Source organism: Campylobacter concisus (assembly GCF_002913045.1).
Lineage (GTDB): Bacteria > Campylobacterota > Campylobacteria > Campylobacterales > Campylobacteraceae > Campylobacter_A > Campylobacter_A concisus_AP.
In genome coordinates, this window is the sequence record NZ_PPAF01000004.1 from 90,101 (window position 1) to 117,047 (window position 26,947).

A 26,947-nucleotide genomic window follows, 5' to 3' on the forward strand; every position below is an offset into this window, starting at 1 on the left:
AAAAATTTGTGGATTTGACACTAATTAAAAAGATAAAAAATTATAAAAATTTAATGATAGAAAAGAATATCCCAAAGGAATTTCCTTTGGGATTAAAAGTCTAGATATTAAAGTACGTGTATTTGGTCTTGAACTTCGATTGTAGTTGTACCACTAGTATAAGTAGTATAACCACCAGAACTAGCACCTTTAGTCCAGCTACTTCCAAGAGTAAGCTCATCGTTACTATCACCATCTATTTTTAGCTTATTCTCGTTACTATCACGTAATATATCTTGAACATTGCCAGCTGTAAGAGTTAAGGTTGTCTTTTCTCCATTAGTCATATCTAGTTTTTCGATATTTTTAACATGGCTAAAGTCTATGCTATTGTCAGCTACTTTTAATGTATCAAATCCGGCTCCGCCGTCTATAGTCGTATTAATTAGCGTTGCACCTTTGTCTACTATGATAGTATCGTTACCGGTCGTTAGACCATCTATGCTATCACCATATATAGAAGCATTTTCAAATCTAGCTCCAGATTTGATATGGATTGTGTCATTACCAGCATCACCCTCTACTTTAGCATTATCAAATTTTCCAGAGTTAACGAAAATTGTATCATTTCCTGCTCCACCATGTACGCCGGCATTATGGTTATATGCATTTTCGCCTTTAAATTCTGCTCCGTTAACATTTATTATATCGTCGCCAGCATCTGCATACACATTAGCTTGATTAAATTTAGCTCCACTTTCTAAAGTTATGGTATCTACACCATTTCCAGTAGTTATATAAGAGAAGTCTTGGAAAATAGTTCCAGCTTTTATGGTGATTTCATCATTTCCGCCACCGGTTTCTACACCAGACAATTTGCCGTCGTCACTTTTCATAAAAGTAGTGTTTGAGATCGTTACATGATCATTATCGTTGGCAGTATAACCCGCATCATCCGTATATAGCTTAGATCCCTTAAATGTTATACGATCAGTAGCACTATTTCCGCTAATTTCTATAGTATCCTCTCCGGCACCCATATCTATAACTGTACGAGTAAGCGTTACTCCGCTAGCAATATTTACAGTGTCAGAACCTTCGCCGGTTTGAATATTTGACTGAATAGTTCCAGTTATATCACTATTGATATTTACTTCGTCATTATCTGCACCTGTATTTATAGAGCTATCGTCAAATATCATTCCATCTTCGATATCCACAGTATCTACTCCAGTACCTGTGTTAATCTCCGCATGCGTTAAAGTAGAATTGTTAATCACCACGTGATCTTTGTCGGCACCGGTATTTATAACTGTTTTTTCGGTAGCAGTACCATTAAGTTTAGAATCCCTAATTTCTACGTCGTCTTCTCCTGCACCGGTTTCTATATTGTTTCTACCCTCCATTAAAGAGTCGCCTTGTATTTGTACCAAATCGTTTCCGCTACCGGTCTTTATATTAGTAGTTTCAACTTTTCCCCTGTTTATCTGTACGTGCTTGATACCGTTATCTCCCATATCTATATTTACTTGTTGGAAGTCAGATACTCTGCCCGCATAGTTGCCGCTATTACCCATACCGGTTAGTACTACGGTATCGTCGCCGTCGCCCATATTTATCTCAGTTTGCGTTGCTGCAGAGTAGCTGTAACCTTGAAGCGGGTTTGTGGTTAAATGCTCAAATCTTATTATGTCGTTGCCTCCGCCGGTATTTACTTCCGCAAAATTTAACAATGCCCCATCGTATACATTGACTTGGTCGACGCCATCTCCAGTGCTTATATAAGCATCACTAAATACCGCATTATTGGTTAATGTTATTTCGTTACCGCCATCACCGTTTTCTATACTACCGCCGTTCATAGTAGCATCGTCTATAGTTACTTTATTTAGACCTTCTCCTAATCTCATTTTGACACTGGTTAGCTCAGCTTTATCACTTACATTTACGATGTCATCTCCGGCTCCGGTGCTAATACTAGATCTCTTACCTTCCAGCGATCTTTCTAGATCACTCTTAATATTGATCGTACTTTTTGTACCAGCATCTTCCGCTACGATTCTAACACCAGTAGTAGTAGCTCCTTTTTCAAAATTTATCGTATTTTCTTTGGCTTCCGTTTTTATTATGGTATTAGATACAGATGCTCCGTTTTTCACGTTTAGCTCAGAAGTATCTCCTTGCTCGCCTTTATCCAAAGGGCTAGCAGACTTACCCATATGTATAAGAGCTTCTTCAGATCCGGCACCGTGAATATTTGCTCCAGAATTTACGTTTACAGTGTCATTACCGCTTCCACTTCTGATCATGGTACCTTTTTTTAACTCGGCTCCGGAATTTACATTTATAATGTCATTGCCGCTTCCACCGTCTATCACACTAACTCTCTCATCGGTTACATCAAACGAAGCGTTCTCGATATTTATTACATCGTTATCGGCACCGGCCATTAAGATAGATCCTTTAAAATTAATCTTATCCGTAGCGGTTCCTTTTAAATTTACGGTTTCGCTTCCAGCGCCCATATTTATTATAGTATTAGTTAAAGTGACGCCAGGAGCTATATTTAAGTTGTCCGAACTTGAACCGGTACTTATATAAGATTGACCGCCTATGTATTCATGAGTAAACGGATCTATTTCATAAGTACCGGTACCTGTTACGTCAGAAGTTATATTGATCTCGTCGCCCTTTACGCTGCTATAAATTTTAGTATCTATATTAGCACCATCTGAAGTAATCTTGCTTCCATTATCTCCGCCAAATACGCTAAGATCGCTTGAAGGGTTTACTATTTTGGCCACATCTCCAGTATGATTTGCCGAATTAGCACTACTTGTTAGCACCAAGTCTTTAGCATTATCTTGACCAATAGCTAGCTTGCCGTCGTTACTTTTAAACCAGCCGTCTTGAAAGGTAAATGTATTTACTCCAGCGTTAGGGACTAGATAATCCCTACCGTCTATCCATCTAACTATACTATATCCATTCAAAGTAGATCCGGCATTAGACATATCATTTACTAGACTTCGCATATGAAAAACGAATCCGTCGTTTATATTTTCGTTTAGATACGCTGACAAAGGAATTTTTATACTTCCTGCTGGTAAAGTAGGTTCTATTGCTCCAGCCCCAACAGCACTTCCTCCACTTACACCAAAGCTATTATCTCCACCTGCTGCTAGAGATAAAGCATCTATGCTTCCTACATTAGCATTGATGTTACTAATGTGGCCTCCTTCTGCAAAGCTAGTAGAAGATAAGCTTACACCATCTCCACCATTACCACCTGCTTGTGGACCACCTGCAGCAGTTTCTTCTAGAGCATTAAGATCTGTTCCTTTTAAGATGGCTTGTTGTAAAGCTGAGATATCAGCTACTGTTTCGTTATTATTAGAGTCTTGATCTAGAGTTAGAGTATCTTTACCTATTAAAGTTATATCTTTACCATCAGTTTGAGTTATTGTTACTTTAGAATTAGAACCCTCTGTAACTATCTTTTCACCTTGGTATACAATATCTCCTACACTTAATTGTCTTACCTCTCCTGTTAAGTCATTAAGTGCTCTTGCTATTCCTCCGTTTACGCTTTTAACTACTCCGGCTTCTTTAGCCATCATGTTCTCCTTATTGTTTATAGTATTTGAAATTTTGAATGAATTATATAAATTTTAAAAGGGCTTGTCTATTGTACTGGGGTACGATATTGAAAAATTTGTGTGGCTAGCTTTTATCATAGCCCTAAAATTTAGCCTTTGCTTTTAAAATTCTTAGCATTAGTTTTAGTAGAAATTGATTTTATTTAAAAAATTTAAAAACTTGCCAACAAAGCAAGTCTTTAAACATAATCTTATAAAGCCTTTATATCTCCACCAATAACTCTTAGCCCTCTACTATCAAATATCGCCTTTACGCCAGCTACTTCTATCACGACACTTGATCCTTCTATCGTTACTTTTGTACTACCTACTTGATGGATTATCTTATCTTTGGCATTTACCTCATAAGTCGTCTCTATATTGCTAAATTTTGAATCAGCAATCTCAGTGTGCTGGGCAGCTGTTTTTGTTGTGAAATTTGACTTAGCATTTATATCAATGTAGCTATTTGCCTGAAGCACGATATGCTCGTTACTAAATTCATTTATACCTTTTTGTGAATTTAGTTTATAGCCACCATCTATGTTCTGCTCTTTTGTGCCTTTTACCTCTTTCATCTCATCGTTATGTATGGTCGTATTAAGATTTGATTTTACTTCTACAAATTTATCATGTCCTACAAATTCATGACTATCTTGACCTACTCTTGTGTTATTATCAACAGCTACATTTAGCGTATTTGAGACACCAACTACTGTATCTTTTGAAAGTCCAACTGTTGTTAGATACTCGCCTCCGACATTTACGTTTTTAGCAAGATCTATCGTCTGGATGTGAGCTTTTTTAACACGCTCAGTGTAGCTCCCATGCACTTGTGAGCTTTTGTCGTTTAGTATTGTTTGAGAAAAGTCGTTATTTACAAGCTCGTCATAGTCCTTTTCTGCTTTTACATAAATTTGCTCTTTATTTTTTAAATTTGATAAAGTGATCTCGTTTATACCAGTCTCATTTGCACCGATTGTCTTTGAGCTAAGAGATGTTTGGTGATAGTTACTATCTACATTTACAAGTGGCGTATTTGAAGCATTATATAGGCTACCGCTTACTACTGGGTTGTCTATGTCATTTTGTAAAAACGAGATGATAACCTCATCGCCGATCCTTGGTATGGCAAAAAATCCTGAGCTATTGCTAGCAATAGGCGTTATAACTCTTAGATAAGCACTCTTGTGATAGCTTGCGTTGATGGCATCGTCTTTATCGATTATCTCTTGCGTACTAAAAGCATTTAACCTCACCTTTACCCTACCATAGCTATCAGTATGGATCGTGTTATTTTGGCTGTTTAGTCCATCTTGACCTACTACAAGACCTAGCGTGATATCTGGTGCTTTTGGCTTTTGCTTGTAGCTTGGGATAAATTTTACACTACTTGGAATGATGCTTATCTCGTTTGTGTATGAGCTTATAAATTTTTTATCTTTAAATGGGACATTATCGCCTAAATTTAAAGTATTTTCTAAAACGCTCTCATCAATATAAGTATGCTTTAAAGCTATTATTTTAAACTCATATTCGCCCTTGCTAGCATCAATAGCTACCGAGATATTATCATTTAAATTTAGTGCAAATACATTTGAGCTAGCGGTAAATTCTTTTAAAAGCATATCGCTTCTTAGTTTTTTAAGATAGGTACTAACTTCAAGCAAACTAGTGTCGCTAAATGAATACTCATCTAAATTTATATGCTTATCATAGATATTTACCTGCTCGTCAAATATCTTTTCATTTTTACTCTCCAGCACATTTGGATAAGCTGTATTTTGAAAAGAGTGCGTAAAGCTATTTGCTTTTAGCGTCTCGCTCTTTGTTATTTTATTTATGTGTTCGGTTGCTAGATTATTATTCAAATTTACATTAAAGCTTACTTTTCTAGCTTCCTTGCCACTGCTTGTATCGCTTGAAGTAAAATTTTCATTTTGATTGCTATAAGCTAGTATAAATGTATCATGAAAATAAATTTTTTCATTGTCTTCATAAAAATATATACCACTATCATGACAAATCCTTGTTATGAAAGCTAGGTCACTCTCATTGTACTGGGCTATAAATTCTCTCTTGTTGTAGTTATTTTTGATATTTGAGAAGTCTAGCTCTTTGGTTAGTCTTTGTTTATTAAAAGCCAAAATATCTTTTACTACTTCTAAAATGCTCTGGTCTGTATAAATTCTGTTTGCTCTATTTATGCTTAGTCTATATAGTGGTGAAGTTAGCTTGAATTTAAAGAAGTATTTTTTATCTATATTTGTACTAGTCTCATCATCTACTCCAAGATACTCTACATCGCTTACTATTCCACTAAAGTGCATATCGTTTGAGCTACCATCTGGGACGATATTTTTATTTGTTGAAGACGGCCTTTTTATGCTTAGCTTTATACTTTTATCAAGATATTTATATATGCTTGAGTAGCTTTTATCGTTATTGTAGATGGTGTCTAAATTTTCATAAAGCGGGTTTTTCACCAAATTTATATAGGCAAAGCACTCTATGCTAAATATACTTTCTAAATTTTCATAAATATCTGCACGTGTAACGATAAATTTATCGTTTGACTCGTTTGCTATCTGAAGAGTCGAGAAAGTATCGTTAGATACGCCGTAGTCCACAAGGCCGTCTGTTGCCACCGAGTTGCCAGATGCTAGCATGACAGGCTTGGTTAGTGATGATGTTGGTGATGTTAAATTTTTGTCCATTTGTTGCTCTTTCAATCTTTTTTCGTTTTCTTCTTCTCTAAGTTTTTTAAAGTATTTCTTTTCTGGTTCTTTAATATTATAAAATCTATTAACTTCTTCTTCTATTCCACCACGTTCAGCTTCTTTGTTTATTTTTTCTTTAAGATTGGCATCTTTATCTATATAATTTTTGGCGGCATCTGCATTTCCTTTAAAAATCTCTCCAATAATTGGTATTTTTGAGAAAGGATAAGTAAAGGCATCAATAGCATTTTGTGAGTTAGTAAATTTATTATTTTCTTCATTAAAATTTTTTAATTCTGTATTATCATTTTTTATATCAAGTTTCTTTTTGCTAGTGTTAAAAAAATCCATCATCTTTTCTCACTTTCCAAAAGCTTGTCTAAATCTTTTTCATCTCCTACTATCTTTAATATAACTCTCAAATAACCATAATAATAAGGATCTTGCCCATGATCTAATAGTTTTTTGATTAATTTAAATTTTTCCTCTTTAAATTCTTTATATTTTGGTGTTTTTATAAATTCTAATAGCTCAGGGCTTGCTTTTTTGTCTTTTATGCCAACACTGTTTTCTCTAAAAAAGACTAGGAATTCTGTTGCTATAATTGCAGTTAGCCATTTGTCTGGCGTAATATCTTTATTCAAAAGTAAGTCAAACGTTTTAGTCTTATTATTTTCATAAGCAGCATCTAGTAAATTGGAGCCATCATTAGCGAAACTTGGGACTATATTAGCATCACACCCAAGCTCATCTATGTAATATTCTATACATTTAGCAGTATTTTCATCAGTCGTATTTTTATCAAAAATCATAGCAAACATATTTAAACAATTTGCCTCGTGTGAATATAAAGATGTTATGAGAAATATGATTATTGCCAATTGCTTCATTGCACTAATTCCTTTTTAGTTCCATTATTTAATAAATTATCTAAATCTTTTTCATCATTTAAAATTTTTAAAATAGATTTTAAAGTAGAATAATCTTTCGGATCCTGTCCATAATCTAATAGTTTTTTGATTAATTTGAATTTCTCTTCTTTAAATTCTTTATATTTCTGAGTTTTTATAAATTCTAGTAGCTCCTTGCTAGGTGTTTTACTCTCAAATCCAACTCCATTATCTTGAAAAAAGAATAAAAATTCTGATCCCATAGAAAAAGCTAATCTACCATTTGGCTTTGTGCCTTTATCTAGAAGGTTATCAAAAGTCTTAAATTTTTTCATTAAAAAGGCGATTTCTAATAAATTTGGCTCATATCTAAGTTTATTACTTTTAAAAGTTATATTCGCATCACAATTAAACTTGTCTATATAGTAATCTATGATTTTAGTGGTATTTTCATCACTTACATTTTTATCAAATATAACAGCGAACATATCCGTACAATTTGCTTCGTGTGAATATAAAGATGTTATGAGAAATATGATTATAGCTAGGTGTTTCATATCGCATTTCACATATCATATTAATTTAAAAGATAAAGATAAAAAGGGCTCATCTGTGTCCTTCTAGCTAGAAGATGATTTTATTAACCCTAGGGGTAAACCCTAGGTTGGTTTTAAGCTTTTTTAGTAGCTTCTCTCCAGTCGTCGCTTCCGCTTGTGCCTGCAGCTACGTGTTCCCAAACTATCTTTCTATAGTTCATTGAAACTTTGAAAAGCTCTGTTTTGTCGCTGTTTAGCTTGTCTTGAGCATTTGGACTTACTAGAGTAATATCTGTTATAGTTGCATCTTCTAGTTTTGTAGTGAAGAAATGCTCCGCACCACCACTAGTTGATGTTCTATACCAATAGATCTCAACCTCTGGAAGTCTTTCACCTTGTGTTAAAGCATTGTAAAGAAGTGGAACAGCTTTATTTAGTGATGTAGTAAAACTAAATGGCTTATGGACTCTTTGACCTGATGGTTGGCCACTTTGTGGATCAGTTGGAACTGTTACTATATGAGAAACCTCTTGAGCCATGATCTCATCTTCGTGACCTGACTGATAGCGATTACCTATACTAGCTTCTGTTGAAGCACCACTTGAAATAAGTCCTTGTGTAGAACCTTTCACTTTAATATACACTGGTTGTGACATATTTACTCCTATTAAAAAGTTTGGATTATTCTATCTTTTATTTACTTTCTGTTTTATTAAAAACATTACTTTTTTAACATATAGCTTTGAAGAGCTTTATGCAATAGATAATTAAACGCTTCCTTATCTTCCTTGGTACTTTTTAGCACAGCTCCTGAAAGATATTTAAAAAATGAGTTATTCTCGACTATATCATACATTTGACTATATAGCTCTTTGCATATAAGCTTAACCAAAACAGTATTTATTAGTTCTGTCGAGTCACTAAGAGGAAGAGTTTTCATGATTGTTTCCATATCTTTTGTATTTAAAGTCCTAGTCTGCTCACTTATAGGGCTCATATTTGGTTGCAATTTTATACTCTCAACTATCTTTGTCAAAAGCTCATCCATGCTTTTTGCAGTAAGCATATTTTGATTATTTGCATTTTCTTCTTCATCAAAATTTTGAGCTATCTCATTTAAATTTAAAACTGCATCGTGCGCATTTTCATTTAAAGTGATATCTTTTTTATCATTTATTAATGAGTTTATCTTTGGCTCTTCTTTAAAATCAACATTTGAAATTTTACCAACTGGCTCAAAACGTTTATCATCAAGCTTGTCAAAATTTTTCGTATTTTCTATTATCTTATGGGCTTTTCCTATATATTCATCAATCCTAGAAGGGTCTATAAATATAAATTTTAACTCCCCCATCCTAAAGACATCGCCCAAATTTATGACGCTCTCATAGTCATCTGGAAGCTTTGAATATGAATCACTATAAAAAATTTCACAATCTTTATAGCCACAAATTGTGAAAACCCCCTCTTCAAATCCAACATGAGCGTGTTTTGGTGCGATTGAATCACTCATATCATTACAAGAAAATTTTGTAGTGTCTAGTGAGCCTATATCACCGCCATTTTCATCAAAAATGATAAATTGAGCTGAAAAGCTTGACGCTTTATCGTAATTTTGTATAACTGCTGCTATTTGTTGCATATTTTATCCTTAATAAAGCATCTTCTTTGGTAAATTTATCGTTGGTATGATATCCATAAGCTCTAAAAGCTCTCCTCCATTTGGTGTTACTTCAAAGCCAAAATACGAATCTCTTCTACCATCAAAATTAAGTGTACTAACGCCAACGCTACTAAAATTTGAAGCTTTTAATATCTTATACCAGCCCCACTCTCCATCAAAGCTTAGCTCTTTTCTCTCGCTTCCAGTGCTTGAAACTGCATTGAATTTAAACTGTGTTGATATATCAAAATTTTTGCTTGAAACTATCAAATTTGAGGCAATTGTATGATCATAAGTCAAAGAGTTATTAGAATAACTAATATTTATATGGCTAAAATTTGCTGATAAGTCGACAGCTTTTAAATTATAATTTAATTTTAGCTCATCATTTGAATCAAGCATTAAATTTGAAATTCTGTCTATATAGGCAATATTTTTAAGGAAATCCCTACTAAATCTTAGCTCTTTTGCGTATTTTGGTCTTATTTTATAACCATCGGCAGTTTTGCTTAAGATTTGTTTTAGATATCTATCATAAAAGCTATTCCAAGTTCCGTTTTTGCCAAAGAATCTTTTAAATTCTTCTATACTGACAGCCTTCGGAGATTGTTCGTTAAATGGATAAAATGGTTTGATAAGACTTTCAAAATCATCAAAAACATCATCTCTATATGCTGTTGATAAAAGCGCTGAAGCGCCATTTTCTACTTGTTTCCACGCAAGTGTCGATAACTTTTGATAATATTCATTTAACTCATCTGGAAGCTTCTTAGCATCATTATTTAAGACAATGAATGGGTCGTTTTCATTTTTTATACCATTTATTGCATAAACTATTTTATCATCGTTGCTTTGAAGCATTTCGAAGTTATAGTCACTAACTTTTTTATAAACGCTTGTTACATCATTGCTTATAATATCTAGCAAGTCATTAGAATTTAACGCATGATAGTTAGTAAATTTAGCACTAAAATCACTGAAAACACGCTTTATCTCACTTGAAGCAAATCCTAGAGAATAGATATATTTTAGTAAATTCTCATCATTTAAATTTGTATTTTGATTAGTTAATTTTATTAAAGAATTTAAAGGATTTTCTCTCTTTGACAAGATGTCGAGCTCTTCTATGACCTCTTTTTTTGTGGTAAATTCATTTGGTTCTATTTCTCTTAAAATTTGGCTCCACTTATCAGCATAATTTTGCAAATAAAGCTCTATTACAGCAATACTTAACTCTTTCTTATCATTTGAGCTAATATCTTTTAAAGAAGAATTTGTCTCCATTAGCCAAGATTCTATTCCAGCTGTTTGATCTATGTTTGAGCTAAGCTTTGATAAGAAATCTCTTAAATTTTCTTTTGTATAAATTTTATTAAATGGCTTAAATGCTTCTTTCTCTTGGACTACTGTGTATAAATTTTCAATATCTTTTTTAATATCATAAAAAGATTTATCGTCTTTAAATGATATGAACTCAAGTATATAGTAGAGTCTTTGTGCTCTTTGAACGGGTGATAGCCTCGTATTTGCTATACTTTGAGCAACTGTGTCCGCAGTTATGTTTAAATTTTCTGCCTTTAAAATAGCCTCAATATGAGCTAAGAATTCATCTTTTGCAACGCCATATTTTTCAAATTTATCCCAGTTTGTGCTAATCCAAATTTTAAATAAATCCACATTTGTGTAATCTTTATCAAAGAGTGAATCATACATATAAAATGCTTTTATTAGCTTATCTGGATCAATTTCATTTTTTAGTATATTTTCCATTTCAGTTAAAACTGTATTTTTGAAAAAATCAGCATTTAAATCATAGTAAAGTGCTTTAACTGGAGTGAAGCCTTTATACGAAGTATCTAGTGTTATATACTCAAATTTAGTATCACCACTAAAGATTCTTGGATAGTCATTTAGACTTTGTTTTAGTAAATTTAGAAGCTCAATCTTTTGTGTTGGAGAGAGATCCTTGTATTTTTTACCATCAAGGTATGAAGAAATTTTATTTGCATTATTTATAGCATTTTGCTCTTTTATATTTTTAGTATCTAGAATAAAACTAGAACCCAAATATACTCCGGCACAAAGTATGGCTACTAAAATAAAATTTGCAAATTTTGTAAATCTATTTTGAGCACTAAATTTATTTAAGTTGGCTTTAAAAGCTATCTCTTTTAAAAATGATTTTACAAAATAGCTTTGTTTACTATAGTTATTTACTGCTCTTAAAAGTGGTTTTTTGATGTTATATCTATCGCAAATAGTGTTTGTAAGGTAGTTTATAGGTATATTTTCTTGATAAGCACTAACGAAATAAATTCCATTTATGGTTGAGCTATTTTTAAGTGCATTTTGAGAGCTTAGCTTTGTTACAAAATCTTTCACTAAAGCAAAAAAATTATCAAGTTGTTTTAAAAAGAGATATGAACGTTTTTTATCTTCCAATAAATGCGAAATCGAGTTCTTACTCATGAGATGTTTAAATAGTGACTCGCTTAGGTTTTTTAGTTCAGTTTCTAGTGATTGTTTTGAGAAATTTGGATCTAAGTTTATTCCTAGAGCCTTATTTGCCACATCTTCATTGAAAAGCCTAAAATAATCTCCCATACCATCTATTAAGTCAAGCTTGCTAAAAACAATATAAATAGGAAATTTAGTCTTTAGATGTTTCTCGCAGTCATTAACCCTTTTTATCATATATCTAATTAATTCATCAAAATATTCTTGAGTGCCTTCGAGGAATTTTTTAGTGTCTATGATTAAAACCGCGCCACTTAATCTAGCGTTAAAATCATTTCGTTTTAAAAAGTGTAAAAATTCACTCCAGATACTTTTTTTAAGCAAGTAATCCCTATTTTTATCCACATCATCTTCAGGAAGCTCTTCAGTAGCTGTTGGCTGGTACAAGCTCTCTTGTGCAAAATGTATACCCTCAGTATCTAAAAGTGCACCAAATTTTGAAATATAAAGATTAAAGTTTGTCGTACTTTTATGTATTTTTTTATAAGTATCTAAACTATCAGATAGCGGAAATTCGATATTTGAGTAGTTTATAAATGCGCTCTTTCCAGCACCTTCGTTACCCATTATCATTATTAAAGGTAATTTTTTAAAATTTATATCTTTTTTCCATGTTGTTTTGGCATCTTTCAAAGAAAGCATAAAATTTCTTTTTGCCTTACCAAAACTATCCATAGACTCTTTTTTGATCTCTTTTAGCTTGTTATTTTTTTCATCTTTTTGAGATGCTAAATAGTGCATTAATGGTTTGATTAAAACAAAAAACAAAATAACTGCCCAAAATGCAATTAATATAGTGACTCTTGAACTTATACTAGCAAAGCTATATACATCGTTAAAAGCTATAAGTGGAGCATAAAGCCAAAATAAGATGCTTAATGCAATAGAAACTACCAAAATGGTACTGTGTTTAAATCTAAAAAAGACAAAAAATCTTCTTAGGTAATCGATAAATGCCATTGATGCACATCCTTTTACAAATAAATATATTTCTTTAATGTAATAATAACAAATATTTTAGATTTTATATCTGAAAATTTAAGAGCAAAGCCTAAATTTTATAAAATTTGACATATTTTTATTACTTTTAAGCCTTGCACCAAGGCCTATTTTACTATAACTTTCATCTATCCCAAGCTTTAATTGCATCTTTGGAGAATAGTTTATTTTTATGTATAAATCAGCAACAAATTCATTGTTTGTAAACAAAATAAGAGTATCTTGAAGCTCTTTAAATTTTCTTCTTTTTGGGAAAAAATCAATAGCTTCTTCATAATCTATGCCATTTATATAAACTGCTATTTTAGTTTGTTTCTCAAAAAGCTTTTTACCAAGTATAAAATTTCTGCCCAAAGTCTTATTTTTGATACCAAGCGAATTTAAATTTGAAGGCGCTATGAAAATTTGATTTGGTAGATTTTCCAGTAAAAATAGTTTATTTTTTAAATTAAAATGACGCTGCAAGGCAAACTCGATCTCTCTTTTAGGCCTTCTTTGACTAATAATAAGCGGAGAAAATGGTAAGAATTTTTTTGCTAATTTTTTATTGCTTATGTTTAATATATCCAATAAAATCTTTGAAATTTTATCATCAAGCTCTTTTTCAAAGGATCTTGCATAATTTTTTAGACTAATGCTATCAAAGAAAAGCCAAAGCAAGTAATTATCAAAAAAGTCAAAAAATTTCTCGAAATTATTATCGCTACTCTTTGAAATTTTCTCCAAAATATAGCTTGTAAGATGCGAGCCACTTCCCAAAAGACCCATAAAATTTACGACGATTTTTACTACATCCTCTTTATTTAAGCTCTCAAGCTCATTAATCGGATAAGCAAAACTTGGGCTATTTTTTAAAAAAACATCTCTTCTATCTTGGTGCTTTAGGCAGTTTTTTACTAACTTAAAAAAAGAAGCTTGATTTAGTTCTTTGTTCATATTAATTTTTTTGTACCACCTAAAAAGTCATAATTAAGCAAAATTTTACTCTTTATACACTTTATTTTAAGCTCGCAAAATGAATTGATTGAGGCAAATTTTGATAAAAATTTAGCCAAATTTATACCTAAAGTATATACATTTCCAATACTCTCAAATTCGCTTTCATCTATATAGAATATGCATAGTAACCCTCTTTTTGCAAAGCCTTGGTCAACTCTATAAATTTGCTTCGTTTTTATATCATAAAGCGAGTTTGCAAATTTTTTAAAAAACTCATCATCTGGTGTGCTAAAGGTATTAAGAAGTGCTAAAAAAGAGCCCTTCTCTAGTATGCTTTGATAGCTAAAAGATAAGATACTAACTAGTTTCCAAAGAAGATTTCCATCTATTTTTACTCGCTTTACACTAGTTGGAATGGTTAAATTTTTAGTTGTTACACCTTGGTGGGACAAAACTCTATCTATCTCGCCAAGTTTTAGCTTGCAAGGTAAATCACCATTGCAGCAAAGTGCATCTATGCTAATGGTTTGATCTTTAGAGTCACTTTTAAAAAAGGAAATTTCTTTATAAGAGTTTAGTTTTATATCTGTTTTATTGCTGACAAAATAATAATCTTTTGCTCGCTCATCATTTAAAAATTCAAATCTCTCAAAACTTTTATAGTTTTTTAATATCCTTTTTTCATTATTACTACTATGGGCGACCACCTTATTTATTGAAACGATTTCATAAGCATCGATATTTGAGCGATCTAGAAAAATTCTATATTCGCTTCGTCTATTGTTATTCAAAATAGGCTCGGCACTCATTACAAATAAATTTATTGCAGGCGTAGCAAAAAGAGAAAAATACTCTAGCCTTGGCACATATCCACTTGGCATATCTTTTGAAAATATGAATTTAATATTAAAGCTTTTTATAGAAAAATTTTTAAGAAAGCTAAGGCCGTTTAATCGCACAAAATTTAACTTTGAAGGAAAAAATGATAGCTCTTTTAAAAGCTCAAATGCTTCAAATCCAAACTCATCACTCTTTATCAAACGCTCATCAAACTCATCTAAACTAAGTTTATCAGGGCTTAACTTTATCTCTTGATCGCTATCTTCAAAACTTATTGTAATAAATTTCAAGTAATTTTTTAGCCACATTAAGAGCGTAGAAGAGAAGTAAACATTATCTCCAAGATATAAATTTAAAAAGTCTATATCAAGTTCTTTAGTGCTAAGCTCGTCCTTTGTAACGCTTATATTTAAATTTAGAAGATAATCACTCTTATTGTTTGACATAAAAGCTTTTGTTATCTTTAATGGAAGCAAATTTATGTCAAAGATCGTTTGGAATTTGCACGTTATGCCATTGATCTTCTTTGACTCAACTATACTTCCTTTTGGTATAAATTCTCTCACCCCCGAGAAGTCATCTCTTAAGGTAAATTCTTGCATACAAACTGATGGAAAAGGATTTGTATAGCTTGGCATTAATATATTTACTAAAGACTCAGCGATTAGTGGGATATTTTCATCTAGTTCTTGCCTGATCCTCGATGTTAAAATAGCCATATTTTCTATTATACTCTCAATATCAGGATCTTTGCTTTTAGTATCTAAAAAGGGTGCTACTTTTGGAAAATTTTTAATAAAAAGGGCTCTTGTTTCATCAAGATATGCCATCTCTTTTTGAAAATAAGCTAGATTATTTTCATTATAATCCATTATAAAATCTCACAATATCTATTGTTTTTAAAAATAACTTTTAGCAAATACTCTTTGAAATTATCGTTTTTATGCTTGTAATTTATATTAAAGATGATACGCCAAGGCTTTAGTGAGTCATCATATCCGATAGATGTTACTTCTATTCTATTCTCATTTGAGCTGATTAGTTCATATATTGCCATGCCAAGTTTATGACCAAGCTCATTTATTTCAACGCCCATCGACCAAAGATCAATAATACTATCATTTAATCGGCCGTAGTTACCAAGTCTAGAGTTTAAAATAGTATCAATGTGATCTTTTATGTCGCTGTCTAGATCTTTAAAATATGGACGTAGCTTTGATTCATCGCTAAATTCATATAAAATTTTATCTATCAGCGACATAGTAAGCTTACTCTTTGTCTAGTTTTCCAACCAAAGAAAGCTCGAAATTTGCTCCCATAAATTTAAAGTGAGGTCTAGCCAAAAGCTCTATTTTATACCAACCAGGCTCGCCAGCTATATCACTGACGATTACTTTTGCGCTCCTAAATGGTCTTCTACTTCTAACATCTGCTGGTGGGTTTTCCTGATCTGAGATGTATTGTCTTAGCCATTCATTTAAGCCACGCTCAACATCGCTACGCTCTTTCCATGTACCTATCTCTTCTCTTTGAAGCACTTTTAGATAATGAGCCAAACGAGAGATCAAAAATACATAAGGTAGTTGGGTTCCGAGTCTGAAATTTGTCTCAGCAGCTTTACCTTCTGGAGTATTTGGGAAAATTTTAGGCTTTAAAGCAGAGTTAGCAGAGAAAAATGCAGCGTTATTGCTATCTCTTCTTAAAGTAAGAGCGATAAATCCATTTTCTGAAAGTTCAAATTCTCTTCTATCTGTGATCAAAACTTCGGTTGGAATTTTTGTTTGAACGCTTCCATAATTTTCGTAAGTGTAAGTTGGAAGATCCTTTACAGCACCGCCACCTTTTGGCCCAATGATATTGCCGCACCATCTATAATCAGCAAAACTATCTGTAAGCCTTGTAGCAAACGCATAGGCCCCATTGCCCCAAAGCATATCATCGTGATTATTTACAGTTTCTCTATAATTAAAGCTCTTTATAGGATTATCTTCTGGCACATAAGGAGATCTTGTAAGAAATCTATTTACCATACATCCTGTGTATTTTGCATCTTCATTTTCTCTAAAAGTTCTCCATCTTGTATATTGTGGGCCTTCTAGCATGCTTTTTAGATCTTTTATATTTTCAAGCTCACCAAAATTATCAAGTCCGAAAAATTTAGCAGAAAGAGATGTAAGAAGCGGTGAATGGCTCATTGCAGCAATTGATGACATTTTATTTAAAAAAGTCATATCTTGATTTGATTTATCTAGCTCATAATCAGCCACTATCGCACCAACTGGCTCACCACCAAATTGTCCATATTCAGCTGAATAAATTTGTTTATAAAGTGTACTTTGAGTTATATCTAGATTGTTTTCAAAATCATCTAAAATTTCTTCTTTTGTGGCGTCTAAAAGATCAATTTTTACATTTTCATTAAAATTCGTTCTCTCGACCAAAAATCTAATTCCACGCCAAGTTGATTCTAGTTCTTGGAAAGATTTATTGTGTAAAATTTCATCCATTTGAGCAGATAAAAGGGTATCAATGTGAGCTATCATCTCATCTAGTGCGAGCTTATTTATTTTATCTTCGGCATTATTTGTTGTTATTATGTTTGAAATAAACTCAGCAACTCCTTGCTTTACAACACTATAACTCTCGTCATCTTTTGAATATTTACTCCTTTGCATTATGCTTTCAATGATAGGAGTTTTAACTTTAGTTTCAGACATTTTTATTCCTTATCTTGTTCGTCTTTAATCTCTAAAAGAAGTTGTTTTCTACTATCTTCATCTTTTATAGCTTCTAAAACCGCTTTTCTAAAATCAGGCATATTGCCCATAGGACCTTTTAGTGCAACTAAAGCTTTTCTAAGCTGTAAGAGTTTTTTTAGCTCAGGAATTTGATTTATAATATTATCTGGATTAAAATCATGGATGCTCTCAAAATCAAGGTCAATATTTAAATCTTCATTATTAGAATTTAGCTTATTTTTTACAGAGAAATTTGTATGAATATCTAAGCTTTTCATAACCTGATCAAAGTTTATTTTATTGATAGAAATCACTTCACGATCTTCAAGTGGAGTTTGGTTTTCACCAGTTAAATTTGCAACTACCATAAGTTTTAATGGAAGCTCTACATCAGCCTCTTGGTCATTTGTCTTAGTTTTATAGACTATATTTATGCGTTCTTTTGGTGGGATTAGATTATCTGCCATAGTAACATCCTTTTTTTCGTAAATGATTTAAGAATTATATTTAAATAAAATTAAAGGTGATTTAAAAAAACATATTTTATCACACAAATGTTTTTGCCTTTATATATATGTCTGATAAATAATCTTTAAGCTCGGTATTTTCTATAAAATTAACTATTTGTGCATAGGTAGCTTTTGCATTATTATTCATGCCTTGAGCAGTAAAAATTTTTGATAATTCAAGCATAAAATTAAGCTCGCTTTGAGTACTTGAGGCATGCTTGCTTTTGTCTAGTTCTTTTATTAGATCTTCAAAACTCATATCTTTTTTACTATCACTGCTGGAAGTAAATTCCAAAGAGTTGCTTTTAATAAAAAATTTACTTATATCTTCACTAAAAAAAGCTTCTCCACTTTGAAATTTGAGCTTTTTCATATCTGGAAATTTATCAATAAAATTTAAAACCATATCACAAATAAGATCACTTTGTCTTGCAAGTCCAGCGCTATTTAAAAACTCGCAAAATATCTTAATGCCTTCTATCCAAAATGGGTTAAGTGCTAAATTTCTTATAAATTTTTCTAAATTGTCAAGATTTAGTTCGCTACTTTTTTTTAAAAGCATAATTAGATTTTCATCAGGATAACGTATCTGAGTTATTTGATCGCTACTTGATGGAAGCGCCTTTATTCTGCCCCACATTGCTTCAGAAATTAAAGTATAAGCATTAAAATTTTTAATATCACTCCTTAAAAGCATTAGTGATAAATTTATAAAATATTCTCTAAATTCTCTATCATTAAATGTACTAATGTCATTACCGCTAAACGAAACGCTTTGATGGTAAGTTGACTCAGTTTTAGTAATGACTTTTGGCTCTTTAGCTTTTAAAATTTCTTCTTTTTTTTCTTCTATATAAAGCGTATCAAAATGTGTGCCAAGCTCTTGCGAAAGCTCAGGTACAAGGTCATTAAATGCTTTTGCCTCAGCTTGATCCAAAGCTTTATCATTAGCTTGCGTAAAAAGCTCTATTGTTTGAGCTATTATCTTTTTTTTAGCAGGTAGTTGTTTTTCATTTTTTGCAAGTGAAATTGGCTCTTTTTTTAAAATAGATAGAAAAAAGGCAAAAGCTTTTATAAGTGTCTTAAAAGCCTCTTTATCGTTTAAATTTATAGCAGAAATCGCTAAGAAATTTAAAAGCTTAGCATCAAGGCTAAACTCACTTAAGGCTTTTAAAGATGAGCTAAATACGTAATCCCACTTTATGCTATCATGCATCAAAGTTTTATACTTTGACATTTCATCAGTTAAACTAATATAAAGCTCATTCTCTAAAAAATCTTCATTAAATTTATTACAAAAATTATCTTGCACTTACTTATTATCCATAAAATTCTCTATCTTATTATTTAGGATGCTATCGTTTCTGATATTGTTTTGATCCATAGAATATGTACTATATAAAAATGCAGCTGCAATCATGGCAATAGCTAGCAAAATGAAATAAAATTTTAAACGCTTTAACGAAAATACCTCAAGAAAACTTTTCTTTGTCTGTTTTAAGTAACTCTTTTCAAATACATTTTCATCGGCCTTTATGAGCGGAGAAACGGCTGCAGCTATATTTTCACAAAGATAAGAAATTTTTTCATTGCAATCTTCTTGTGTTTCATATTTTCCTTTATAGCCAAGCACCAAACAAGCATATATAAATTCTAAGAAATCTTTATTTTTGCCAACATTTTCAAACCACTTATCCATAATGCCAAAGAATTTATTTCCACCTAGATTTTCATTAAAAAATCTTGTTGTCAGGGTATTATTGGCCCAAAAGCTGTTCATAAAAATTTCATTTTTTAGCAAGCTCTCATCTATAAAAACACAAAGGCAATATCTAAGTCTAATAATATCGTCTTCCTCATAAATGCCTAGATTTGATATTTTTGAAGTAGTGCTTAAGATGTCGTTTATCAATTTTTCACGTAAATTTGCCATTTCACTTTGTGAAAAATTTTGTAATTTTGAAACCCTATTTGCCAAAAGAAGTAATGGTAACACATGATCTAGTGCAAGATTTGTGCCAAGACCCAAAAGATTTGTTTGACTTAAAACTGAGGTTTCATTTTGATTTTCGTTCATTTTTATCCTTATAATAAAGCCCACATTTTAATGTCAGCATTTGGTAAATTTGCCGTTATATAAACGCTAATCACATTTTGATTTGCAAAGCTTTTAAAAATTTCATCTTTTTTGTCTATCTTATAGTAGATATAATCGTTTAACTTTGGTAAAGTACTAGGAACAACAGAAATTTGCTCTACGTTTATACCTCTTAGCTGTGAAGAAACTATGCCTTTTATATTTGATTGAGTATGGATTTTACACTGCTCTTTAAAATTTTTAAGAAGATACTCATTTTTCGTATCACTGTGAATAGCAAAATAAATTTCTGAGTTTTCAATAATGCTTGGATTATCAAAAATACAGTCATAAAAACCGTGATTATTTTTAACAATCTGTGCCATTATATATTTTGGAGATAAGATATGTGAGAATAAAAGTCTTAGATTATTTATCAAAGGCACAAAAGTTTGAGTTAGATTATTGTGATCGTAGGCTATAAATTCGCTAAAACTATTATCGTGGCTAAGTGCTAACAAATCAGCCTGGAAATCAACTAATTTTTCATAGAAATACTCTGGGTGAAATTTATCTTTCTTTAACAAATAAGAGAATATTAAATACCATTTTTTTAGCATATTTAGTGTTAAATACGTTGAAAAATCAAGTCTATTTTTAGCTTGGTCAACACCTCCTAACAACCCAAAATAACTCTCTTGATGTTGCTTTGTAGCAAAGCTAAGCTCCTCTATAAAATTTGTTATGAAGGTGTTTTTACTGATGTCAATACAAGTTGGAATAAATTTTTCGTCAAGTGTTATTTGCTTATTTAGGTCTATATTTTTTATTTTACAAATTGGTATGCTAAGCTCATAAGGCATCTTTAAGCCAAATACTCCAAGAGATGATCTTTGGCTTGCTAGGATTAGATTTTCTTTATCTTGTGTAAAGGCAGAAGATAGTTCAAAATCATCTTTATCGTCTAGCTCGTTTAATATATCGTTGCTAGCTTCATCATGCACTCTTGAGCTGATAAGTGCTTGCTTAGCTGTAAATTTTAGATTTGGTAAATTATTTTGCAAGCTAATATCAACCAAACCTGAGCTAATAGGTAGTTTTAACACTATAATGGCTGAGTTTAGTTCACTTGGGCTTATCTCAAGTGGCTCTGGTAATTCATCTTGATCTGGCGCGTTAAAAATCGTGCCATCTTGAGAGATACAAGAAATTTTAGTTAGCCCTATTTTACCTTGAAGCAAAAGATCGCTTGAAATTTCTAAATCTAAAACACCATATAAATTTGAAAAAGAAGAGATGGTTTTTAGGTTTAAATTTCTCTCAAAATATCTTTCTTGTTGCTCGAAATGAACCTTATCGACGTTCATTCCGTTATACCAAACGACTTTTAGCTTTTCAGACATTTTATTTGCTTGCTTGTATTTTAGAGCTACTAGCGTCTAAAACATTTACGCCATTTTTTGTTATTTCAAAAACTATATTTTTTTCTTTTATCTCTTTTGTAGCTTTGTAAGCCTTGATATTTGTCTTGCTCTGATCAGCATAAAGTACCAAAATACCGACATACGGAACCTCGTCAGGATATACATTTGTAAAAGCATATCTATTTGTATTTGGCTGAATTTGTGTTTTTATAGAGTCAATCTTGTCATAACCTAGTATTTCACCATTTCTCTCGGCTAGATCGATAATGCTAGCTTCTTTAAATTTAGCCACATCTCTTAATTTATAAGCTATGATAGTTATAGGAACATTATCGCCATGATAGTTCAAATTTGAATTTGGCATATTACTTATAATAAGATCTTTTGCACATCCTGTAAGAAATAGCATAAATACTAAAAAAGATAGAAATTTAAATATTTTTTTCATGAGTTCCTTTACCTGATTTTAATAATATTATTTTTGCGTAATTATATCTAAAAAATTTAGATGATGCTCATTTTAAAATTAATGTTCTTAAACAAAACTTTTATATCTGTTCTTATTCTTTTTTATCGTTTTTATTATATTTATTGATCATACTATCTACAGCCACCTGTGCTACAGCCACCTGTATTATTTCCAGTAAGTATACTTGCTCCAGCTTCAGCCGCGGTCTTATTCTACTCGCCCACTTTTATGTTTACCCTCTTGTGGCGTTGTAACCAATCCACATTATAAATACAAATATAGCCTGTATCAAAGAGACGCCGCCTATCGTGACGTCCATTTCTTTCAAATTCTTTTTCGAAAAGTCGCTCTTTTTTATGCCGTTTTTTATCATAAAATATACATTTGTAAGCATGATTGATGCGGCTACGGCATCAACATAATATTCTCCGAAAAGAAGTTTTAGGATTACTATAAAGCCAATACATAATATGCTACCAAAAAAAATAATTAGAAATTTTTTCATTTTTTGTTATCCTTTCTATCTTTGTCATTTTTGCTTTTTATGCTATCGGCTACTGCTTGACCTGCCCCTGTCACAACCGATACTATACTTTCAGCTGCAGCCTGTAAATCCCCATCGCCGACTTTTATATTTTTACCAAAATTTCCTGCTATATTGCCGAATGCACCAAAAGTTCCACCGGCAAAACCTTTTCCGACCACTCTCTCTGCATCTACATCTTTTGATCTGTCTTTAAGCTGGGAGTATAGCTCGGTAGATGAGTTAACAAAAGCGCCTCTGACTATTGCCGAGAATAAACCGCTAGCAGCTCCGCCATATGCACCGCCTAATGCATTTATTACTACTTCTGTATGGTCAATATTTTTAAAACTGTAGCCGTTATTTATATACTGCGATCCAATATCTATACCTCCGCCTATGGTGGCGCCTGCTACTATACCCGGGGTTTTTGAGCTATCATAAAATTTAATATCTTTTGTTGCATCTTTTATTAAAGTACTAGGACTGCTTTCCGAAGCAGAGAGCTTTGGTTTAGAAGCTGTCACTAAATAACCTTTATCGTTAGTAATTTTATAAACCTCTACCGGTTTATTATTTTTACCTAATTGTTGATATATCACTTTATTTCCCGTTATATCCATACTACGAGCTACATACTCTTTGCCGTTGTGTCTTAATATACCGTCGCTACCTAGCTTTCCTCCTTTTGGAGTATTGGCTAATAGTTTTTCGTTTATTCTTTCAGTCATTCCTATTTTAGAGATATTTTTAAAATTTCTATTTATCACCGCTGCTTTGTTTATTTTTTTAATTTTACATTTGTAAAATTTAACGAATTCTTACTTTTTTCAAATTTAACTTTTTGCTTCTTATGTTTTTTATGGTTTCTATTCTGTGATTTATCTGGTATAAATTTTTCAGGTCGAAAAGCCCAAAAAATCACACCAATAGTAGAAATCCACGAAAAGATGCAAAAATAAACTAAATATCCATTTGATTTGTAGATTGTGAATTTAACGAGAAAGTAAAAAACAATAACAATAGGAATAAAAAATAATATACCTATTTTTAAAATTTTTATATTTTTAGATTTATTATAGATTATATAACAATGGCGAATAAACTTAAAACAAAAATATAGTACGGGTAAACCCAAAAAATATAAGATAATCCAAGCAACTAATGGGTGATGATTGGCTAAATATACGATTAAATCTACGATTTTATATTGAAATTCTCGCCAGAAAGCATTAAAAAAATCATTCATTACCACTACCGCCGATAGTATTGTCTTTTATTGTATTGCGAAGTTCATAATTTGCTCCTTGAAAAATTGTATGTCTAAAAATATTTCCACCATTTTCTATCATATTATTTAATAATTTATCTTCCCTATTTATTGATTTTGTATTTAAGAAATCTCTCCATTGTTTTGATATTGCCCCAATTGAATGCTTTACTTCTCGCAAAATTTGAGAAATTTGATTCATACTTAGTATCATCATCTCTATTTTTGTTTATATCTCTATGATCTTGTATATCCATCGATCTTTGGTTTTCATGAGTTATGGTCTTTACCAGATCTTTCGTATCGGTTATGTTTTTGAAATTTATATAACTAGCACCGGTTTGTAAACTCGTATAACCTTTTATTTTTTCGTCATTATATCCTCCTCTTTCATTTTTTGTACGTAAGGCTATGCGGTATAGTCTTTCTCAAAGCTTTCTTGAAAGCCTTTAAGAAAATTCTTTACAAAGGCTCTACTATGAAAGCTCTTCATCTTTACTGTTAAGCTTACTGAAGCTTAACAGTTGGCAGTAGCTGGATATTCCTTGGGGTATTTTAAAGGTGACCTAAAATAAAAACTAGAAGCAAGAATTTAAAACAAATTTATTTTTATGGCATTACAAGAGTGATGACTTTATAATTGTTGGAATTTTTAAGAGGCTGTCCCACTTTAGCAACTAAGTGTTCCACTCTTAAAGGAAATTTTAAAGAAAGGGAAAGAACAAAAGCATCACTGCTAGTGTCTAAAATAGTGTGTTCTGGTGTCACGGGGGAGACTTGAACTCCCGACCTCCGGCTTATGAGACCAGCGCTCTAACCAGCTGAGCTACCGTGACACTTTAAAATAAGTTTCGGATTATATAATTTTTAAACTTATTTGTAGATAAAAACCATCTTTATCTACAAACACAAAGTAAAAGCACCAAGAATCGACAAAACGTCTATTTTACAAAATAATTTTGAGCTAGAGATTTATCCTCAGGTGTGATACTAAATTTCTCGCCAGCGATGCTAACTTCAAATTTATTTTCTTTACTTGCTTTTGTATAAGCTAATGCGAGCCTTGCGGCCAGCTCTTTGTCAGCTTTACTAGCGTTTTTGCTTATGAAGCTAACGGCTCCTACGATGTCATCACTCTCTTTAAATTTTACTTGTTCAAATTTATCATTTGGATGCGCTAAAAGAGCGTTATTATCGCTCTCGTCACGGCCTATTATCATTTTTGCACCATCTGGCAAGCGCAGATGCCTACCAAGCTTTAGCCACGTTACATCGATATCTCGCATCTCTTTATCAAAATTTAGATAATCCTTTATCTTCACAGCAAAGCTCTCGATCGTTAGCAAACACCCACCTCCAGGCGTTGCAAAGTCCTCAAAGCCAAATTCCTTTGCCAAAGCAAGCTGCGGCTTTCTATCACGCCCACTTATATCAAGCAGCTTCTCTCTATCAACCCAACCCTCGCGCTCTGGCTTAGTTGGCGGCAAGAGTTTAGCGCACATCGGACGAAGCACCAAATCATCCTCGTCATCAGCTAGGCGCTTAACCTGAAAAAGTGCGTCTCTGCGCTGGCTCATCGGTCTTTGTCCTACGACTTCGCCAGTGATTATAAAATTTGCATTTTCACTTTTTAGCATATTAAGAGCGGTTTTAAACATATATCCGTGGCAGTCGATGCATGGATTAAACTGCTTGCCGTAGCCGTATTTTGGGTTAAAAAGCACATCACGAAGATACTCGTTTCTCATATCAACCACTTTTAAGCTAGCTCCAGCCAAAGCTGCGCGGCGTCTTAAAATTTCATGTTTTTCTTCATCTACGCCAAATCCAGTATCCATATAAAGTGCGACCACTTCGATGTTTTGATCGCTTATTAATTTCATTGAGAGCATGCTATCAAGCCCTCCGCTAAACAAAGCTAAAGCCTTCATTTTTGTCCTGAAAGTAAAATTTAAAGCCTAAATTTACTAAATCTAGGCTTTTATGAAGTTTATTTAGCAGCGTTAATTACGATTTTTTTAATGACTTCACTCGCGGCTTTTAGGCTGCTAACTGGCAAGTACTCGAAGACGGAGTGAAAGTTATTTGCCCCTGTGAATAAATTTAGCGTTGGTACACCTTTTGCAGATATCACAGCGCCATCATATCCGCCACGCATTGGCTTTATATTTGGCGTGATATTTAGCTCACTAAAGGCATCTTTTGCTAGTTTTATCGGAAGTGAGTTTTCATCTTTTAAAAATTTAAAGACATTTTCATAGCGTGTTTTTAGCGTGATTTCGCAACGATCTCCATAAATTTTATTAAATGAATTTGTCATATCGCTTAAAAACTCAAGCCTTTTTTGAAATTTCGCCTCGTCAAATTCTCTTATGTCGATCTTGAGCATCGTTTTTGAGCTGTTTCCGCTAAGCTCTTTTACCCAAAAATAGCCCTCTTTGCCCTCGGTGCACTCTGGCACTTCGCCGCCTGGCAAAAGCGAGATAAATTTATGCGCAAGAAGTAGCGAATTTACAAGCTTGCCCTTTGCATTCATCGGATGAGCCGAAACGCCTTTAAAGACCATTGTGCAGTCAGCCGCGTTCCAGTTTTCATATATTAGCTCGCCTATCTCGCAGCAGTCTAGGCAGTAGCCAAAATCAGCTCCCAGCAAATTTACATCAAGTGCTTTTGCCCCAAGTAAGCCCTGCTCTTCATCTGGCACGAAGCAGATCACGATTTTACCGTGCTTTACATCAGGATTTTGCATGAAAAAGCTGGCCATATTTACGATACTAGCGATCGCCGCCTTATCATCAGCCCCAAGCAGACTAGTGCCATCAGTCACGACTATGTCGTCGCCAACGTATTTTTTAAGCTCTGGATTATCACTAAATTTTAGATAAATTCCCTGCTCTTCGTTTAGGCAGATGTCGCCACCAGTGTATTTTACGATTTTAGCTTTTGTGTCGTTTTTTTGCTCACTACTTGTATCTAAATGCCCAAAAAAGGCGATACTTGGAGTATTTTCGCAGTTTGCAGGAATTTTTGCTATCAAGATAGCATTGTCTTGTAAGATAATATCTTTTATACCTAGCGAGCTAAGCTCATCTTTTAAAAAAAGAGCCAGCTCATACTCGGTTGGATTAGAAGGCATAACGCCTTTTAACCCATTTTCTTTATTTGTTGTGGTGTTAAATTTCGTATAGTTTAAAAATCTCTCTACGATATCCATTT

General features: G+C 32.5%; 21 protein-coding genes and 1 tRNA gene. All 22 read right to left on the reverse strand.

What is annotated here, in order from left to right; genetic code table 11:
- Positions 1 to 107: 107 nt before the first annotated feature.
- Positions 108 to 3,596, reverse strand: coding sequence for a beta strand repeat-containing protein (locus CYP43_RS00530; protein ID WP_103582105.1), 3,489 nt, complete (start codon positions 3,594 to 3,596; stop codon positions 108 to 110).
- Between the two features lie 233 nt (positions 3,597 to 3,829).
- A complete protein-coding gene (locus CYP43_RS00535) occupies positions 3,830 to 6,688 on the reverse strand; it encodes a type VI secretion system Vgr family protein (RefSeq protein ID WP_180998615.1) in 2,859 nt (952 codons plus the stop codon).
- Positions 6,688 to 7,227 carry a hypothetical protein gene (locus tag CYP43_RS00540; RefSeq protein ID WP_258032105.1) on the reverse strand — a complete coding sequence of 180 codons (540 nt, stop codon included), beginning with the start codon at positions 7,225 to 7,227 and terminating at the stop codon, positions 6,688 to 6,690. The genes CYP43_RS00535 and CYP43_RS00540 overlap by 1 nt, the downstream gene beginning before the upstream one ends.
- Positions 7,224 to 7,715 carry a hypothetical protein gene (locus CYP43_RS00545; protein WP_103582106.1) on the reverse strand — a complete coding sequence of 164 codons (492 nt, stop codon included), beginning with the start codon at positions 7,713 to 7,715 and terminating at the stop codon, positions 7,224 to 7,226. Before CYP43_RS00545 ends, CYP43_RS00540 begins: the two co-directional genes overlap by 4 nt.
- A gap of 182 nt (positions 7,716 to 7,897) precedes the next feature.
- Positions 7,898 to 8,419 carry an Hcp family type VI secretion system effector gene (locus CYP43_RS00550; RefSeq protein ID WP_054195925.1) on the reverse strand — a complete coding sequence of 174 codons (522 nt, stop codon included), beginning with the start codon at positions 8,417 to 8,419 and terminating at the stop codon, positions 7,898 to 7,900.
- A gap of 65 nt (positions 8,420 to 8,484) precedes the next feature.
- A complete protein-coding gene (locus tag CYP43_RS00555; RefSeq protein ID WP_103582107.1) occupies positions 8,485 to 9,405 on the reverse strand; it encodes a hypothetical protein in 921 nt (306 codons plus the stop codon).
- A gap of 9 nt (positions 9,406 to 9,414) precedes the next feature.
- Positions 9,415 to 12,903 (reverse strand): type VI secretion system membrane subunit TssM, encoded by a 3,489-nt coding sequence (gene tssM / locus CYP43_RS00560; protein ID WP_103582108.1) that lies wholly within the window; start codon positions 12,901 to 12,903, stop codon positions 9,415 to 9,417.
- A 78-nt stretch (positions 12,904 to 12,981) separates the two neighbouring features.
- Entirely contained in the window at positions 12,982 to 13,878 is an 897-nt protein-coding gene (locus CYP43_RS00565; RefSeq protein WP_103582109.1) for a type VI secretion system baseplate subunit TssG, read from the reverse strand.
- Positions 13,875 to 15,593 (reverse strand): type VI secretion system baseplate subunit TssF, encoded by a 1,719-nt coding sequence (gene tssF, locus CYP43_RS00570; protein WP_103582110.1) that lies wholly within the window; start codon positions 15,591 to 15,593, stop codon positions 13,875 to 13,877. The genes CYP43_RS00565 and tssF overlap by 4 nt, the downstream gene beginning before the upstream one ends.
- A complete protein-coding gene (locus CYP43_RS00575) occupies positions 15,593 to 15,982 on the reverse strand; it encodes a hypothetical protein (RefSeq protein WP_054195920.1) in 390 nt (129 codons plus the stop codon). The genes tssF and CYP43_RS00575 overlap by 1 nt, the downstream gene beginning before the upstream one ends.
- Before the next feature lie 7 nt (positions 15,983 to 15,989).
- Complete coding sequence (gene tssC, locus CYP43_RS00580; RefSeq protein WP_054195919.1) at positions 15,990 to 17,438, reverse strand: type VI secretion system contractile sheath large subunit; 1,449 nt, start codon at positions 17,436 to 17,438, stop codon at positions 15,990 to 15,992.
- A 2-nt stretch (positions 17,439 to 17,440) separates the two neighbouring features.
- Positions 17,441 to 17,926, reverse strand: a complete 486-nt coding sequence (gene tssB / locus CYP43_RS00585) for a type VI secretion system contractile sheath small subunit (RefSeq protein WP_054195918.1) — start codon at positions 17,924 to 17,926, stop codon at positions 17,441 to 17,443.
- Positions 17,927 to 18,005: 79 nt separating this feature from the next.
- Positions 18,006 to 19,280, reverse strand: coding sequence for a type VI secretion system domain-containing protein (locus CYP43_RS00590; RefSeq protein WP_103582111.1), 1,275 nt, complete (start codon positions 19,278 to 19,280; stop codon positions 18,006 to 18,008).
- Positions 19,281 to 20,045, reverse strand: a complete 765-nt coding sequence (gene icmH / locus CYP43_RS00595; RefSeq protein ID WP_084110013.1) for a type IVB secretion system protein IcmH/DotU — start codon at positions 20,043 to 20,045, stop codon at positions 19,281 to 19,283.
- An 8-nt stretch (positions 20,046 to 20,053) separates the two neighbouring features.
- A complete protein-coding gene (gene tssK / locus CYP43_RS00600; RefSeq protein WP_103582112.1) occupies positions 20,054 to 21,448 on the reverse strand; it encodes a type VI secretion system baseplate subunit TssK in 1,395 nt (464 codons plus the stop codon).
- 1 nt (position 21,449) lies between these two features.
- Positions 21,450 to 21,917 carry a type VI secretion system lipoprotein TssJ gene (gene tssJ, locus CYP43_RS00605; protein ID WP_054195914.1) on the reverse strand — a complete coding sequence of 156 codons (468 nt, stop codon included), beginning with the start codon at positions 21,915 to 21,917 and terminating at the stop codon, positions 21,450 to 21,452.
- Between the two features lie 253 nt (positions 21,918 to 22,170).
- Positions 22,171 to 22,443: a hypothetical protein gene (locus CYP43_RS00610; RefSeq protein ID WP_103582113.1), complete on the reverse strand. Its 273-nt coding sequence runs from the start codon at positions 22,441 to 22,443 to the stop codon at positions 22,171 to 22,173.
- Positions 22,440 to 23,231, reverse strand: coding sequence for a hypothetical protein (locus CYP43_RS00615; protein WP_103582114.1), 792 nt, complete (start codon positions 23,229 to 23,231; stop codon positions 22,440 to 22,442). Before CYP43_RS00615 ends, CYP43_RS00610 begins: the two co-directional genes overlap by 4 nt.
- Before the next feature lie 471 nt (positions 23,232 to 23,702).
- Positions 23,703 to 23,945, reverse strand: a complete 243-nt coding sequence (locus CYP43_RS09385) for a hypothetical protein (RefSeq protein WP_141081842.1) — start codon at positions 23,943 to 23,945, stop codon at positions 23,703 to 23,705.
- Between the two features lie 545 nt (positions 23,946 to 24,490).
- Positions 24,491 to 24,567, reverse strand: a tRNA-Met gene (locus CYP43_RS00625).
- 105 nt (positions 24,568 to 24,672) lie between these two features.
- A complete protein-coding gene (locus CYP43_RS00630; RefSeq protein WP_103582116.1) occupies positions 24,673 to 25,662 on the reverse strand; it encodes an argininosuccinate synthase domain-containing protein in 990 nt (329 codons plus the stop codon).
- A gap of 59 nt (positions 25,663 to 25,721) precedes the next feature.
- Positions 25,722 to 26,945 carry a peptidase T gene (gene pepT / locus CYP43_RS00635; RefSeq protein WP_103582117.1) on the reverse strand — a complete coding sequence of 408 codons (1,224 nt, stop codon included), beginning with the start codon at positions 26,943 to 26,945 and terminating at the stop codon, positions 25,722 to 25,724.
- Positions 26,946 to 26,947: the final 2 nt, after the last annotated feature.

Coding starts and splice junctions, on each gene's coding strand:
- tssC (WP_054195919.1), bottom strand. CDS start 17,438: ATGTCTGAAACTAAAGTTAAAACTCCTATCATTGAAAGCATAATGCAA.
- CYP43_RS00630 (WP_103582116.1), bottom strand. CDS start 25,662: ATGAAGGCTTTAGCTTTGTTTAGCGGAGGGCTTGATAGCATGCTCTCA.
- tssJ (WP_054195914.1), bottom strand. CDS start 21,917: ATGAAAAAAATATTTAAATTTCTATCTTTTTTAGTATTTATGCTATTT.
- tssK (WP_103582112.1), bottom strand. CDS start 21,448: ATGTCTGAAAAGCTAAAAGTCGTTTGGTATAACGGAATGAACGTCGAT.
- CYP43_RS09385 (WP_141081842.1), bottom strand. CDS start 23,945: ATGATACTAAGTATGAATCAAATTTCTCAAATTTTGCGAGAAGTAAAG.
- tssM (WP_103582108.1), bottom strand. CDS start 12,903: ATGGCATTTATCGATTACCTAAGAAGATTTTTTGTCTTTTTTAGATTT.
- tssB (WP_054195918.1), bottom strand. CDS start 17,926: ATGGCAGATAATCTAATCCCACCAAAAGAACGCATAAATATAGTCTAT.
- pepT (WP_103582117.1), bottom strand. CDS start 26,945: ATGGATATCGTAGAGAGATTTTTAAACTATACGAAATTTAACACCACA.
- CYP43_RS00535 (WP_180998615.1), bottom strand. CDS start 6,688: ATGGATTTTTTTAACACTAGCAAAAAGAAACTTGATATAAAAAATGAT.
- icmH (WP_084110013.1), bottom strand. CDS start 20,045: ATGAACGAAAATCAAAATGAAACCTCAGTTTTAAGTCAAACAAATCTT.
- tssF (WP_103582110.1), bottom strand. CDS start 15,593: ATGGATTATAATGAAAATAATCTAGCTTATTTTCAAAAAGAGATGGCA.
- CYP43_RS00565 (WP_103582109.1), bottom strand. CDS start 13,878: ATGAACAAAGAACTAAATCAAGCTTCTTTTTTTAAGTTAGTAAAAAAC.
- CYP43_RS00555 (WP_103582107.1), bottom strand. CDS start 9,405: ATGCAACAAATAGCAGCAGTTATACAAAATTACGATAAAGCGTCAAGC.
- CYP43_RS00530 (WP_103582105.1), bottom strand. CDS start 3,596: ATGGCTAAAGAAGCCGGAGTAGTTAAAAGCGTAAACGGAGGAATAGCA.
- CYP43_RS00610 (WP_103582113.1), bottom strand. CDS start 22,443: ATGAAAAAATTTCTAATTATTTTTTTTGGTAGCATATTATGTATTGGC.
- CYP43_RS00540 (WP_258032105.1), bottom strand. CDS start 7,227: ATGAAGCAATTGGCAATAATCATATTTCTCATAACATCTTTATATTCA.
- CYP43_RS00575 (WP_054195920.1), bottom strand. CDS start 15,982: ATGTCGCTGATAGATAAAATTTTATATGAATTTAGCGATGAATCAAAG.
- CYP43_RS00550 (WP_054195925.1), bottom strand. CDS start 8,419: ATGTCACAACCAGTGTATATTAAAGTGAAAGGTTCTACACAAGGACTT.
- CYP43_RS00545 (WP_103582106.1), bottom strand. CDS start 7,715: ATGTTCGCTGTTATATTTGATAAAAATGTAAGTGATGAAAATACCACT.